The 14,679-nt window shown below is 60.6% G+C and carries 12 protein-coding genes and 1 pseudogene; 8 read left to right on the forward strand and 5 right to left on the reverse strand.

Going from position 1 to position 14,679, the window contains the following annotated elements:
• Positions 1-41 precede the first annotated feature (41 nt).
• Positions 42-1,223, reverse strand: coding sequence for a cysteine desulfurase family protein (locus AC1DYF_RS10480; RefSeq protein ID WP_477876664.1), 1,182 nt, complete (start codon positions 1,221-1,223; stop codon positions 42-44).
• Between the two features lie 213 nt (positions 1,224-1,436).
• Here AC1DYF_RS10480 and AC1DYF_RS10485 point away from each other — a divergent pair, with 213 nt between their 5' ends.
• Both AC1DYF_RS10485 and AC1DYF_RS10490 read left to right on the forward strand, forming a co-directional pair.
• Positions 1,437-2,114, forward strand: a complete 678-nt coding sequence (locus AC1DYF_RS10485) for an alpha/beta hydrolase (protein ID WP_477876665.1) — start codon at positions 1,437-1,439, stop codon at positions 2,112-2,114.
• A 133-nt stretch (positions 2,115-2,247) separates the two neighbouring features.
• Positions 2,248-2,406 (forward strand): hypothetical protein, encoded by a 159-nt coding sequence (locus AC1DYF_RS10490; protein ID WP_477876666.1) that lies wholly within the window; start codon positions 2,248-2,250, stop codon positions 2,404-2,406.
• 54 nt (positions 2,407-2,460) lie between these two features.
• Here AC1DYF_RS10490 and AC1DYF_RS10495 read toward each other — a convergent pair whose 3' ends face one another.
• Together AC1DYF_RS10495 and AC1DYF_RS10500 are read right to left on the reverse strand one after the other, a co-directional pair.
• The gene (locus tag AC1DYF_RS10495) at positions 2,461-2,988 is read right to left on the reverse strand and encodes a GNAT family N-acetyltransferase (protein WP_477876740.1); all 528 of its coding nucleotides are present in this window, start codon (positions 2,986-2,988) and stop codon (positions 2,461-2,463) included.
• A pseudogene (locus tag AC1DYF_RS10500) lies at positions 2,968-4,074 on the reverse strand (anhydro-N-acetylmuramic acid kinase); the annotation flags it as partial. The pseudogene AC1DYF_RS10500 and the gene AC1DYF_RS10495, both read right to left, overlap by 21 nt.
• A 95-nt stretch (positions 4,075-4,169) precedes the next feature.
• Between AC1DYF_RS10500 and tyrS the strand changes: the two are divergent.
• Complete coding sequence (gene tyrS, locus AC1DYF_RS10505) at positions 4,170-5,423, forward strand: tyrosine--tRNA ligase (RefSeq protein WP_477876667.1); 1,254 nt, start codon at positions 4,170-4,172, stop codon at positions 5,421-5,423.
• A gap of 29 nt (positions 5,424-5,452) precedes the next feature.
• Here tyrS and AC1DYF_RS10510 read toward each other — a convergent pair whose 3' ends face one another.
• A complete protein-coding gene (locus AC1DYF_RS10510; RefSeq protein WP_477876668.1) occupies positions 5,453-8,842 on the reverse strand; it encodes a YhdP family protein in 3,390 nt (1,129 codons plus the stop codon).
• Positions 8,843-8,954: 112 nt separating this feature from the next.
• On the opposite strand from AC1DYF_RS10510, the gene AC1DYF_RS10515 reads away from it, so the two are divergent.
• The 3 genes from AC1DYF_RS10515 to AC1DYF_RS10525 all read left to right on the forward strand — a co-directional run bounded on the left by AC1DYF_RS10515 (position 8,955) and on the right by AC1DYF_RS10525 (position 11,721).
• Positions 8,955-9,425, forward strand: a complete 471-nt coding sequence (locus AC1DYF_RS10515; RefSeq protein ID WP_477876741.1) for a peroxiredoxin — start codon at positions 8,955-8,957, stop codon at positions 9,423-9,425.
• Positions 9,426-9,465: 40 nt separating this feature from the next.
• Positions 9,466-10,293, forward strand: coding sequence for a ferritin-like domain-containing protein (locus tag AC1DYF_RS10520; protein WP_477876669.1), 828 nt, complete (start codon positions 9,466-9,468; stop codon positions 10,291-10,293).
• Positions 10,294-10,413: 120 nt separating this feature from the next.
• Entirely contained in the window at positions 10,414-11,721 is a 1,308-nt protein-coding gene (locus AC1DYF_RS10525) for a M23 family metallopeptidase (RefSeq protein WP_477876670.1), read from the forward strand.
• A gap of 12 nt (positions 11,722-11,733) precedes the next feature.
• On the opposite strand, the gene AC1DYF_RS10530 is transcribed toward AC1DYF_RS10525, so the two are convergent.
• A complete protein-coding gene (locus tag AC1DYF_RS10530; RefSeq protein WP_477876671.1) occupies positions 11,734-12,357 on the reverse strand; it encodes a sulfotransferase family 2 domain-containing protein in 624 nt (207 codons plus the stop codon).
• 319 nt (positions 12,358-12,676) lie between these two features.
• Here AC1DYF_RS10530 and AC1DYF_RS10535 point away from each other — a divergent pair, with 319 nt between their 5' ends.
• A complete protein-coding gene (locus tag AC1DYF_RS10535; protein ID WP_477876672.1) occupies positions 12,677-14,245 on the forward strand; it encodes a DEAD/DEAH box helicase in 1,569 nt (522 codons plus the stop codon).
• Positions 14,246-14,248: 3 nt separating this feature from the next.
• On the forward strand, positions 14,249-14,665 hold the full coding sequence (locus AC1DYF_RS10540; RefSeq protein WP_477876673.1) for an NUDIX domain-containing protein: 417 nt from the start codon (positions 14,249-14,251) through the stop codon (positions 14,663-14,665).
• The last annotated feature ends 14 nt before the right edge of the window (positions 14,666-14,679 follow it).

The raw sequence follows: 14,679 nt of genomic DNA on the forward strand, positions 1-14,679 counted from the left end.
GTTACCCGGCCGGGATTGTTATCCCGGCAAGCCGACGGAAGTTACCCAGCCGCCAGAATTAATGCCGCATGCGCCTTGGCAATACGGCCTGTAATGCGACGGAATGCCGCGATCGTGCGTTCCATATCCGTTTCCGTGGTCGAAGGCCCGATGGAAATGCGCAAAGCTCCCATGCGCGGATCGAGGCCCATGCCCTTCAGCACATGGCTTTCGCCCACCTTCCCAGACGAACAGGCCGAACCGGCAGACAGCGCCACACCTTCGAGATCGAAGGCGATTTGGCCGGTCTCGGATTTCAGGCCTTCCACAGAGAAGAAAGTGGTATTCGGCAACCGCCCGGACCAACGGCCATGGATCACCGTCTTCGGCACGATCGCCAGCATCTCGGCCTCCATCCTGTCGCGCAAGGCGGCTGTTGCCGCCGAACGTATGCCAATGCCAGACGCCGCGATCTCAGCCGCAACGCCGAACCCGGCGATCGCCGCTGCATTTTCCGTGCCCGAGCGATGGCCCTTCTCTTGCCCTCCACCGCGGATCAGCGGCACCGGCATCAACGTCTCGCCGCGCGAGATCAAGGCACCGGCCCCTTTCGGCCCGCCGATCTTATGTGACGAGACGACCAAAAAATCGGCTTCCAGCGCTTCGATATCGACCGGCAGCCGGCCGAAAGCCTGTACCGCATCGACGATCAGGATGCCGCCTTGAGCATGCACCAGCGCCGCCGCTTCGCGCACCGGCTGGATGACACCGGTTTCATTGTTCGCTAGCATCAGCGCGACCAGCGGCAGGCCCTCTGCCTTGTCATGCGCAGCCAGCATCGCTTCCAGCGCAGCCAGATCTGCGACGCCATCGGCACCGACAGGATAGACAGACATCTGTGCGGCGCCAAACCTGCCGCCCTCGAAGAAAGCCTTGTGCTCGATAGCCGAAACATAGAGCCGCCCGATGGGCAGCACTGCGCGGCCCATCCTGTAATCCGGCGTCAGCGCCAGATTGGCGGCCTCGGTGGCGCCACTGGTGAAGGTGACATGCGCCGGCTTGGTATTGAGCGCAGTCGCAATCGTTCGCCGCGCCGCTTCGATCTCCGCGCGGACAGCCCGGCCCTCGCGATGCACGGAGGACGGATTGCCCTCCATCAGCGCTACACGCAGAAATGCCTCGCGCGCTTCTTCGAGAAGCGGCGCCGTGGCATTCCAGTCCATGTAAATGCGCCTATCGACCATGCTAAAACAGCGTCCATCGCGAGATCGCCGTTGGCGAATCGCATTTTTCTTGAAATTTCGGTCTCGCCTGTCCTATGAAGCGTTCCAACGAATAGGGCGATGCCCAAAATTTCGAATGGTTCTAAACTAGCTCATAGAAAAGCTGACTGGTTTCGTCAAGACTGGAATGGCTCTTGCGAGCCGTTTTTGGAACTTTCAACACCTGGAGTGAGAATGCCTGAAGTCATCTTCAATGGTCCCGCCGGACGCCTGGAGGGCCGCTATCAGCCGTCCAAACAGAAAAGCGCCCCGATCGCGATCATTCTTCATCCGCATCCGCAATTTGGCGGAACGATGAACAATCAGATCGTCTATCAGATGTTCTACATGTTCCAGAAGCGCGGCTTCACCACGCTGCGCTTCAATTTCCGCTCGATTGGCCGCAGCCAGGGCGAATTCGACCATGGCGCCGGCGAACTCTCCGACGCCGCCTCGGCGCTCGACTGGGTGCAGAGCCTGCATCCTGATTCCAAGAGCTGTTGGGTGGCGGGCTATTCCTTCGGCTCCTGGATCGGCATGCAGCTCCTGATGCGCCGGCCGGAAATCGAAGGCTTCATCTCGGTGGCACCGCAGCCGAATGTCTACGACTTCTCCTTCCTCGCCCCCTGCCCGTCCTCCGGCCTGATCATCAACGGCGATTCCGACAAGGTGGCGCCCGAGAAGGATGTCGCCGGCCTGGTCGACAAGCTCAAGCAGCAAAAGGGCATCCTGATCACCCACAAAGTGGTTCCGGACGCCAACCACTTCTTCTCCGGCCAGATGGAAATGCTGATCGACGAATGCGGTGACTATCTCGACCGCCGGATGGCGGGCGAACTGGTGCCGGAGCCGGCGGCGAAGCGGATCAGATAGTTGCTGGGTGAGAATCGTAGTCGATACGAACGTTTTCGTTAGCGCTTGTATCGGCCGCGGTGCTGGGTCGGACCTGATCGCCGGAACTCTCGGAGATCGCCGAGCCGAGAGAGTTTCTCGAGGGACTCAGCCGATGAACGCCGTAACCTTTAATATCCCTGATGAAGTCCACGAGCAGATCGATAGGATCGCTGAAGACAAGGGCGTGACGGTCGAAACGCTTCTGAGCGAAATGACTGCCAGTGCCGTGAAAGAATTCGAAGCGCGGCAGGCTTTCCTCGAAATCGCATGACAGGGCGAAGGCGAAGTCGAGGCAGCGCTTGAATTTCTCCGCCGCTAGCTCCGCCTATTCCACCACCAACTCAAAAAACCGCGCTGGCTTGCCGTGCAAGGGCTTTATGCCCTGATCGCTCATCCCGATCCTCTCCAGCACGCGAATTGACGCGGTATTCTCCGCATAGGCGAAAGCGACGAAACGCCGTTCGGGCCGATTGGCGAAGAACCATTTCGCCAAGGCCGTCGCGATTTCCGTCGCATAGCCCTTGCCCCATTCCTCGCGCTGGATCGAATAGCCCAGTTCGAAACAACCGCTCTCGGCAAAGAACGAGAAGCCGGCCCGGCCCATGAACCTGCCGTCGTTCTTGTGGATCAGCTTGAGCTTGGTCATGCCTTGCCGTTCAAAATCGGCCAGCCAACCCTCCATGCGGTATTCTGCATAAGGCAAGGTCCATGGCAGGCCTTCGCCGACAAAGCGTCCTGTTTCCAGCGTATCGTGCAGGCGGTGGATCAGCGGCGCATCGCCTTTCTGCCAGGGAACGAGTTGCAGCCGCTCCGTTTCGACGATCACCGGCTTCGCCAGCACGCCGCCGCTCACTGGCTCGGCTACACCGGTCGTGCCGGGGAAGGTCAGCGGCAGGCCTTTCACTGCGCGAACAGCCAGATAGGCCCAGGCTTCCGCTTCCATACTGTCGCCGTTGAAGTCGAGCGCCTCAGCCGGAACGACCTTTGCGCCCTTGGCGAGCTGATCGAGATCAGCCATGATCGCAGCATTCAGTCGTCCGCCGCCGCAGACGACAATCAGTTTCGGTGGTTCTGGCAGGTGTCGCATCGACTTGACGATCGCCCCCGCCGTCACATGCGCCAATGTCCGGGCGCCGTCTTCGAGACTGGCCTCGTCCGGCTGAGGCGGCCGGAAATCGTTGCGATCTAGCGAGATACGCATATTCGACGTGAAGAACGGATGCGCCAGGTAACGGTCGGCCATTGCCGTGACCATCCTCCCACGCGAAGCAATTGCGCCTCCCTCATCGAACGCCAGTCCAGCCTGGGCCTCCACCCATTGGTCGATCAGCGTATTGCCCGGACCAGAATCGTAAGCGACGATGCAACCATCGGAACCGATATAGGTGAGATTGGAAATCCCGCCGATATTGACGAACATTGCCGGACGCCCGGCAAATTCGGCAATCCCCGCCGCCAGCGCCGCATGATAGGCCGGCACCAGCGGTGCGCCCTGCCCGCCATGGGCCATGTCGTTGGCGCGCATGTCGTAGATGACGGGAATGCCGGTTTCACGCGCAAGCAGCGGCCCATCGCCAATCTGCACCGTCAGCGCCTGATGCGGCCGGTGCAGCACCGTCTGGCCGTGAAAGCCGATAAGATCGACATCCTGATAGCCAAGCTTCTCCCTGGCGAGAAAATCCTTTACCGCTGCGGCATGCCGTAGCGTCAGCTCGCGCTCGACGTCCGCCATGTTCCCCGACCGCTGGTCGCGCTGCTCGATTGCTTTTGCGGTTTCGAGCGTTTCAGCCAGCGCCTCGCGAAATTCCGGCGGGTAGGCGACGCCGAGCGACGCCCCGCGCTCTACCCTGCCCTCCCCATCCGTCTTCAACAGCGCAACGTCGATGCCGTCCATCGACGTGCCGCTCATCAGCCCGATCGCGGTCTTCAAGTCTGCCATTGATCGATCTCATTCCAAACATTGGTCATTGAGAGGGATGCATATAGCGAAAAACTTTGCTAAAGGCGCCGTCAAATTATCCGAAGGCCATCCTCATGTCCCAGTTCAAATCCGAATTCCTGCACACGCTCTCCGAACGCGGCTTTATCCATCAGATCTCCGACGAGACCGGTCTTGACGAAGCTCTGAGCAAGGAGACGGTGACTGCCTATATCGGATTTGATCCGACAGCACCCTCGCTGCATGCCGGCTCGCTGATCCAGATCATGATGCTGCATTGGCTGCAGAAGACCGGCCACCGGCCGATCTCGCTGATGGGTGGCGGCACCGGCATGGTCGGCGACCCCTCGTTCAAGGAAGAGGCGCGGCAGCTGATGACCGTCGACACGATCGAGGGCAACATCGCCTCGATCAAGCGTGTCTTTGCCAATTACCTCGCCTATGGCGAAGGCGCCAAGGACGCATTGATGATCAACAATGCCGACTGGCTGCGTTCGCTCAATTACCTCGAATTCCTGCGCGATGTCGGCCGCTACTTCTCGGTCAACCGCATGCTGTCCTTCGACAGCGTCAAGACGCGGCTCGATCGGGAGCAGTCGCTCAGCTTCCTCGAATTCAACTACATGATCCTGCAGGCCTACGATTTCGTCGAACTCGCCAAGCGCTACGATTGCCGTCTGCAGATGGGTGGCTCGGATCAGTGGGGCAACATCGTCAACGGCATCGATCTCGGCCACCGCATGGGGACGAAGCAGCTCTTCGCGCTGACCTCGCCGCTGCTGACCACGTCTTCCGGCGCCAAGATGGGCAAGTCGGCGACCGGCGCCATCTGGCTGAACCCGGACATGCTGTCGGCCTACGACTTCTGGCAATACTGGCGCAACACCGAAGACGCCGATGTCAGCCGCTTCCTGAAACTCTACACCTCGCTGCCGATGGATGAAATCATCAGGCTTTCGGCGCTCGGCGGCTCGGAGCTCAACGAGGTGAAGAAGATCCTCGCCACCGAAGTCACGGCGATGCTGCATGGCCGCGCCGCGGCCGAACAGGCTGCCGAGACGGCACGCAAAGTGTTCGAGGAAGGCGCGCTCGACAGCAACCTGCCGACGGTGGAAGTCGCCGCCCGCGAACTCGATGCCGGCATCGGCCTGCTGGCGCTGTTCGTCAAGGCCGGCCTGGCTGCGTCGAACGGTGAAGCCCGCCGGCATGTCCAGGGCGGCGCGGTGCGGATCAACGATCAGCCGGTCAGCGACGAGAAGCGTGTGATCGGCAGCGGCGATCTTACCGCCGACCAGGTGATCAAGCTGTCGCTCGGCAAGAAGAAGCATGTGCTGGTGAAAGCAGCGTAAGCTGCTTGGCGGGTGGAGAGACCTACCCGTCACTGAAACTCGAAGATATTGCGAAACACCCCCGGCGCGATCAGCGACAACGGGTTGACCGTCAGCTTCGGATGGTCGAACGGCCCTTCGAGCTTGAAGGTGATGCCGAGCAGTCCCCGGTCGCGGCCATTGCCGAGGATATTGCCGATCAGCGGCAATTGGCCGAACAGGCTGTTGAGCCCATAGGCAGGCATGAAGGTGCCGGTCATGTCGGTGCGTCCCCTGGCATCGCGGACCGTGCCCTGGAAAGTGGCGCCGACCTGATCGCCGCGGACGATGCCATTGTCGACCTTGACGATCTTGCCGTCCAGCAGGACGCGGGCAAAACCGCGGCGAAATTTCTGCGTGCTCGTATCGATATCGGTGTTCACCGCATCCGAAAGGCTGCGGCCGTCGGAGCCGGTCCGTGCCGACACGATCGACTTCAGCCGCTGCTCGTTGATGAGCTCGAAATTATGAATATCGATCGAGCCCTGCCAGGAGGTGGCACTGCTACGGTGCAGGCTGAGATTGAGCAGCCCGCCATCCATGTTGTGGTATAAATCCGTGAACCGCGCCACCGCGCCGGCATCGCCCGCAGTAATATCGATCGAACCGGCGGACTCGTCGCGTTTGACGACCACGGCCTGTCCGGATCGGGTGACGCCGCTGAAGTTCAGCGTCTGCACCTTGCCTTTCGCAGTCGAGAGCTTGAGGATGACTGAAGACAGGCTCTCCTGGTTGTAGCCGGTTGCCTTGCCGATGGTGGCGACGATCGTGGTCGTCGTCTTCGAATCACTGTCGGTCGAGGTGGACGTCGCCGAATCCGGCGATTTTATCTTGTCGAGAAATGGCCTGAGATCGATCGACTGCCCGCTGACTTCGATCGACAGCCCGCCGGATTTACGCGTCAGGTTGAGCGCAAAGCTGTCGGAATTGGCAAGCTTCACCCGAGAGAATTTCGCTGACACCAGGCCGCGTTTGTCCACCGTCAAACTGCCCTTGGCACCAAAACCGTCGCCATTGAACTCGAGATCACGGATATCGGTCTGCCCGTCACGCTCGATCAGCGTGAACTCCGCGGTCGCCGGTATTCCCGGCCCCTTGCGCCAACCGATGATCGGGATCGACAGGCTGGCCGACGTCAGGTCTATCTTTGCCTTCTGGCCTTCATCACCGGCCTTTTCCATCCGCACGCCCACATCGCCGGACACGTAAGATGCAAGCGAGGGAGCCACCTTGGCGATCTCATCGCGGCTGACATTGCCCTCGATCAGCCACTGCCGCACGACATCGCTGTCCTTTACGACAGGCTCGGTCATCGACACGTCGACGCCTATGCCGTTGATTTCGGCCTTGCCCTTCAGCACCGCAGATTGCGGATCGACCGTCAACGTCGCATCGACATTGGTCACCTTGCGATTCTCGATCGTCTTGAGCAGGCCGACCTTGTTGAGATCGACGGTGACGTCGAACGCCGGCGGCGGCGGCCTCTGCTCCTTCTCCAGACCGAAGGTGACGTTGAGATTGGCCTCGGCCGTTCCGGAAATATCCTTGGCGGCAAAGGGCATGCGCGACATCGCGTCGATGGGCTTATAGGCGGATAGCTCGGCAAGCGCCGAAGCGTTGCCGGAAACGATCAGGTTGCCAAGCGTCGCCATCAACGGCTTTTGAGCCGTATCTGCGATCTCGAAAATGCCGCCGCCGCCTTTGACGACCTTGCCGGATGGCAGAGCGATCTCGCCATCCTTGACGTCGATTTTGACGTCCCGATCCTCAATCAGGAAATGTCCATCCGTCTTGCGCGACGCCGGCATGGTGTTGGAGAACCGGATCGAGGTGTCCTCCGCATCGAAGCCGATGCGCAATTCGCCCTTTTGGAAAATCAACGGCCCGGGGTGATCGGGGATACGGCCCGCCGCCAGGTTGATGTCGATCTCGGCATTCTTGACGGTTCCGTTCGTCAGATTGTCGAGAACCCAGGCACGCTGTTTCTTGGCGATCCAATAGGGCCAGAGCTGCTTGACGCTGGCCACCGAGATCGTGTCGGAATGCGCCTTGATCGCCAGTGCCGGCGTCGGCGGCACGAACTGCGTATGCGCAGAGCCGGACAGCGTGCCGGAATCGGTCGACAGGCTCATCGCATCAAGGAAGAGATCGGCCGTAAGCGGCAGGACGTAACCTTGGGCGCTGAAATTGAAATGTTCCGGCTTTTCATGTGCGGCCGGAACATCCGATACGCCATCATTGACATTGAGCGACAGCGCGAAACCCGGCGGCTTGCCCGGCGTCACCTTGTCGAGATCGACAGCCGAACCTTCCAGCGGCATCACCGCTTCGCCCATGTCGATCAATCCATCCGTCAGCTCGATCTTGCTACCCTTGAAATCATAGGAGAGCAGCAGATTGAGAGATTTCAGCGGCTGATCGTCGCCGTCGGAATAGAACATGCCCTCGCCGGCCGAAAGCCTCAGCGCCAGTTCGCGATCGCGGCTGGCGCTCAACAGGACAGTCAGCGGCGCATTGATCCCTTGGCGGGGCAGGCCCGTGGTCTTGTCATATTTCAGCAGCAACGGCGCGGAGTCGAGGCCGGAGAGGTCCGCGTTGACGGCCTGCACCTTGCCGTCAGCGGTGTCGAGTGCGACGGACAGTTTCGGCGTGAGTTTGCCGTAGCGGATCGAGGTCGTCAGCTGATAGCTGCCGCGCGCCAGATGCGAAAAAACGAAATCGCCGAGATCGATCCGGTCACCGAGTTTCGTCGGCTCAGGGAGCGTGAGGGATACGTTCTTGGCGACGATCTCCTCCGTCCGGGCGTTGCGTAGCGCTTCGACGCCTTTGTCGAGACCGGGATAAAGTTCGGCGAGCAGGCCGGGAATGCGGTCGATCCGCATGGAAGCCCAGTCGATCGGCCGCCGCGGCAGGAAGCGCAGGTCACCCTCGGCGCGGCCGATTTCGAGCCGCGCAAGTTCCATGCGCCCACTCAAAAGTGGCATCGGATCGAGCACGGCGGCGATCGAATCGGTCTTCAGCGCCACGATTCCCGTCTTCACATGCGTGATCTTGACGTCGACGGCGGCAACGGCCAGCAACCAATTGTCGGAAAACCTCAGCCGCACGGCGCCGACCTGAGGCTTGAAATCCTCACCCAGTGCCGCAGAGAGCGAGGCTTCGGCCCGCGCGGTCAGGGTCGAGTCGAGATATCCCTGCTCCAGTGCGATGAACAGGGAGCCGATGGCAATGACCACCAGCATCACCAGGATGAGCACGCCCTTGATGCAACGCCGCGTCCAGCCCGGGCCACGCGGCACGCCGAGCACTTTCGCATTCTCGTGCCATGCCGACGGCATCGCGTCGAGATGACGATAGTCACCCTTGTCGAAGACGACTTTTTCGCCGCGGACATGTTTCAAGAAGCGGTGCCTTTTTCGTTTACCGCAACCTACCCTATAAGGATGCGATTTTCATGGCCGAAACTGATTCCCGTCGGCCGATCCATACGTGCAGAAAGTACCTGAACGCAACATGACCGAACTGGCCGTTACCGATCAAGCCCCCGATTTCAACCTGCCGACCAATGGCGGCGGGGCGGTCTCCCTTACCGGACTTTCTGRCAAAAAAGTGGTGCTCTATTTTTATCCCAAGGACAATACCGAGGCCTGTACGCTCGAAGCCCAGGATTTCTCTGCGCTCGCAGCGGAATTCGAGGCGGCGGATGCKATCATCGTCGGCATTTCGCCAGACAGTRCCCGCAAGCATGACAATTTCTGTAGAAAATACGACCTGCGCATCATCCTCGCCGCCGACGAGGATCGCAAGGTGATCGAGACCTACGGCCTCTGGGTGGAAAAGCAGATGTATGGCCGCAAATATATGGGCGTCGAGCGCACCACTTATCTGATCGGCCGGGACGGCAGGATCGCCGCGGTCTGGCATAAGGTGAAGGTCAAGGCCCATGCCGAGGAAGTGCTTGCGGCCGCCAAGACGCTCGCCTGAAATGAATCAATGTGCCAACCGGAACCGATAAGCGATTGAGATGACAGCCGAATTGACCGTAACCACCCTGCGCGCCGGCGCGATCGCGGCGATCTCCGCCGCCGATCTCGACCGCAAGGTGGCGCTGACGCGCGAGACGCATCGGCTCTGGAACGAACGCGTGCTGTCGCTGCGCTCACCGCTCGACCCCGAGCCGCCGCTCCGGCCCGGTCGGCCGGAAAGACCGGAACTGATCTCGCCCGGCAAGACGAAGAAGCGCTCGCTGCACACCAAGTCCGGCCGCATCGCGCTTTTGCACGCCATCTGCCATATCGAACTTAACGCCGTCGACCTGGCGCTCGACATCGTTGCTCGCTTCGCCGACCAGCCGGTGCCGCGCTCGTTCTTCGACGGCTGGATGCAGGTGGCCTTCGAGGAGGCGAAGCACCTTGGCATGGTACGGCAGCGCCTGCGCGACCTCGACGCCGATTATGGCGACCTGCCCGCCCATGACGGTCTTTGGGAAGCCGCGCACCACACCCGCAACGACCTGACCGCGCGCCTCGCGGTCGTGCCGCTTATCCTCGAAGCCCGAGGCCTCGATGTGACGCCCTCGATGCGCGACAATCTGCGCGAACTCGGCGACGAAGCGAGTGCGGCGATCTTCGATGTCATCTACGCCGACGAGAAGGGTCATGTCGCCGTCGGGGCCAAATGGTTTCGATTCCTTTGCGCCCGCGAGAGGAAGGACCCGGCAGCCGCCTTCCAGGCTTTGGTACGGGCCAATTTCCGCGGCGGGCTGAAGGCGCCGTTCAACGACCTCGCCCGTGCCGAAGCCGGTCTCACGCCGGGCTTCTACCGGGCGCTCTCACCGCTCTCGAATGCTTGAATTTATGCAAGCAAAATCAGATATTAAACCGTTTGTTAACCTTAATGGTCTGTAATCATTCGCAAGCGGAAATGCAGATCCGCTCCGTAGTTTCGCAATGATGGCGCGGAGGGTGTGCAAGTGTCAGACGGGCAGAACAGGGTGTTCGGCAAGAAGAAGGAAAACCACCTTCTGATTCTTGCCAGCGGCGACAAGGTCCGGCATATGACAGTCCGCCCCTGGATGGCCGCCCTCGGCGTCTCTGCCTTCGGCATCTTCACCATGGTCTATCTGAGCGCCACCGCCTATCTCGTCCTGCGCGACGACCTGATTGGTGCCTCCATGGCGCGCCAGGCGCGCATGCAGCACGATTACGAGGACCGCATCGCCGCCCTGCGCGCCCAGGTCGACCGCATCACCTCGCGGCAGTTGCTCGACCAGCAGGTGGTCGAGGACAAGGTCGAAAAGCTGCTCGAACAGCAGATGGCGCTGACCTCACGGCAGGGCAAGATGGGCGATGTGCTGCAGCGGGCCGAGGATTCGGGCCTAGACATCGGCACCCCCGATACCAGCAAATCCGCCACGGATACCGACATGGACAGCGAGCATAGCGAGGCGAGCCCGCTCGAGTCGTTCAAGAGTCTTCTGGCCAGCCACACACCCGACAATGGCGGCATGAAGACCCGCGCGCTCGCCTTTGCCGACGACAATGGCGATGTCGCCGACCATGCCGACAAACTCTTCACCAAAGTCACCTATTCGCTGAAGGATATCGAGCAAAAGCAGCTCTCACATATCCAGACGCTGACCGCCAACGCCTCCGAGCGCACCCAGAATATTGAGGAAATCCTGCAGAACACCGGCTTCAAGGTGCCTGACGCCAAGGACCTGGCCGCCGCTCAACCAGACGACGACAGCGCCGTCGGCGGCCCCTATGTCGCGCCGGAAACCGCCGATGAATTCGAGAACTCTCTTTCCAGCCTCGACCTGGCACTCGACCAGCTCGAACGCGTTAAGACTTTCGCCCGCAAACTGCCCTTCGCCAATCCGGCGCCCGGACGCCAGATCACCTCGCTGTTCGGCAATCGCATCGATCCCTTCTTCGGCAAGCTCGCCATGCATCCCGGTATCGATTTCCGTGAAGCGCCGGGCACCGAGGTCCACACGACCGGCGATGGCACCGTCATCTATGCCGGTCCGGCCAATGGCTATGGCAATCTCGTCGAGATCGATCACGGCAACGGCATCTCGACCCGCTACGGGCATCTGTCGAAAATTCTGGTCAAGAAGGGCGAGAAGGTCAAGGAAGGCGACCTGATCGCGCTCTCCGGCTCCACCGGTCGCTCCACCGGCCCGCACCTGCACTACGAGGTGCGCCGCAACAACCAGGCGGTCGACCCGCTGCGGTTCCTGAATGCCGGGATGAAGCTCAATACCTATATCGAATAGGACCAAGCACTCTCAGTCGTCGGTCTCGTCTGCGCCTGCCTCACCCTTGCGCTTCCTGTAGCCGAGCAGGTTGATATCTTCGCGATAAAGATTGCGGCAGAAGGCAAGCGTCTTGTCGTCCGGCTCGAAGTTGACGCCGTCGAACGAGGCACCCGCCATTTCATTGACATGCGGGAAATCCTGCGGCTCGCGGCCCATCAGCCGGTCGACGATGTGAATGTCGGTCTCGATCGATTCGAGGCGCATCACGATCTGCGGCTTCGCCCGTTTCAGCCACCAGATCTGCGGCCGGAAATGCAGTTCCTCGGTCAGCGGAAAGTCCGCTTTCTGGCATTCCCGCACGAAATGATTGATATCGTCGCCCAGCCCACGCTCGATAATGAAATCCCTCACCGGGCGCATGAACCGGCCGCCTCTGGCCATGTGCACCGAATATTTATAGGCCGAGACGAAGCGCGGAATGGGATCGCGCACCGCACAGAACCGTACATAATCCGGCTCCAGCAGGTGCCGCTCGTCCTTGGCGACGAAATGATCGGTCGATTTGTGCTGCAGCCCGAGATAGCGCGTGATGCTCATCCCGCCGGTTTTCGTGATATGCACGAAGACAAGATTGGTATCGGGTATCTGCTTCATCGGTTCTCTCGCCCAGAGCATGCCTCGCGAAAGCGTGTCGTGAGATCTGATTCACGCGACGCGCTTCAGCGCCAACGGCCTCGCCGCACCCAACGCTTGCCCGTCCGGAGATTCGATGTCAACGACGATCGGCGATGGATGAAACACAACCGGCCACTGTTCATCGGACCGACAAATTCCATCCGGCTAACAAACGGCTGCTCTGCAACTGTGCTTATTGGAAGACACCGTGGCCGAAAATTAAGTCTGTTCATCCCAATCCGGTGATTTCCTTGACTTTACACATATTAACGATTATGTGCAGCGCAACCTCAGCGCCATGCGCGCCACGAATCTTCTGACAGACCCGAAAACGAACGGAAAATTCTTTCCTTTGACCAGCTTTCAAGACCTTGGCCTTAGCCAAAAAGTCCTCTCCGCTGTTACAGACGCCGGATATACGATACCCACTCCCATCCAGGCCGGCGCGATTCCCCCTGCGCTGACGCGGCGCGACATCCTTGGCATTGCCCAGACGGGCACGGGCAAGACTGCCTCCTTCGTCCTGCCGATGCTGACGCTTCTAGAAAAAGGCCGCGCACGCGCCAGAATGCCGCGGACACTGATCCTCGAGCCGACCCGCGAACTCGCCGCCCAGGTGGCAGAGAATTTCGAGAAATACGGCAAGAATCATAAGCTCAACGTCGCCTTGCTGATCGGCGGCGTCTCGTTCGACGACCAGGACCGCAAACTCGAACGCGGCGCCGATGTCCTGATCGCCACGCCAGGCCGCCTGCTCGATCATTGCGAGCGCGGCAAGCTCCTGATGACCGGCGTCGAAATTCTCGTCATCGACGAAGCCGACCGCATGCTCGACATGGGCTTCATCCCCGATATCGAGCGGATCGTCAAAATGATCCCCTTTCACCGCCAGACGCTGTTCTTCTCGGCCACCATGCCGCCGGAGATCCAGAAGCTGGCCGACGCCTTCCTGCAGAACCCGGAACGCATCGAAGTCTCAGCGCCGGCTTCGACCGCCAAGACCGTCATCCAGCGCCTGCTCGCCTCCAACGGCCAGGATTGGGAAAAGCGCGCCACGCTGCGCGATGCCATCCGCGAAGTCGAAGCCGAGATCAAGAATGCGATCATCTTCTGCAATCGCAAGAAGGACGTGGCCGACCTGTTCCGCTCGCTAGAACGCCATGGCTTCTCGGTCGGCGCCCTGCATGGCGACATGGACCAGCGCTCGCGCACGAACATGCTGCAGAGTTTCCGCGACGGTAACATCAAGCTGCTCGTCGCCTCCGACGTCGCCGCCCGCGGCCTCGATATCCCCGATGTCAGCCATGTCTTCAATTTCGATGTGCCGATCCATGCGGAAGATTATGTTCACCGCATCGGCCGCACGGGCCGCGCCGGCCGCTCGGGCGCTGCCTTCATGTTGGTCACCAAGCGCGACAATCGCCATCTCGACGCGATCGAAAAGCTGATCGGCGAGAAGGTCGAATGGCACAAGGGTGATCTTTCGGCGCTGCCGCCGAGCGAAGCGAGCAGCAGCAAGAGCCATTCCTCCAGCCAGCACGGCAAGGGTCGGGACAGTGACCGCAGCCGTTCGAGCCATGGCAGGAAGGACGGCAAGGACGCCGCATTTCATAAAAGTGACACCAAAAGCAACGATGGTGGCGCAGTTATCGATATTGATTCCAAGAGACCGGAGAAACATATGGCCAAGGATAGCAATGCCGTGAAAAAGGATGCGCCACGTCCGGACCGCGCACCACCGCGGCCTTATCCTGCCAATGACGACAACCGCCGCCGCCGCTACCACGACCATGACGACGGCCCGACCCCGATCGGCTTTGGCGATGACGTGCCGGCCTTCATGCTGACCAGCGCCGCCATCAAGTAAGCCGTGCCCGGACGCAATTTCCCGGGTGTCGGAGCAGGCCTTGCCATCCTTCGGGATGGCAAATTGCTTTTATACAGGCGGACGCGCCCGCCTGAGGCCGGTCACTGGAACATTGTCGGCGGCAAGATCGACCATCTTGAACGCTCCGATGTTGCTGCCCGGCGCGAGGCCGAGGAAGAGACCGGGCTTACGATTGGCACTGTCGAATTCCTCTGCCATTCGGAACAGATTTTCACGGATGAAGGCCAGCACTGGGTATCGCTGATCTATGCGACCCGCGATTTTTCCGGCGAACCACGCGTGGTGGAACCGGAAAAGCTGCCGGAATTCGGCTGGTTCGACTTTGACCACCTGCCGCAGCCGACGTCGAGATTCGCGCTGGATGCGGTTGCGCATCTAAAGACGCAAGCCGGCAAATAAGCATTCATTTCAGG

Source organism: Rhizobium sp. P2_G9 (assembly GCF_056403475.1).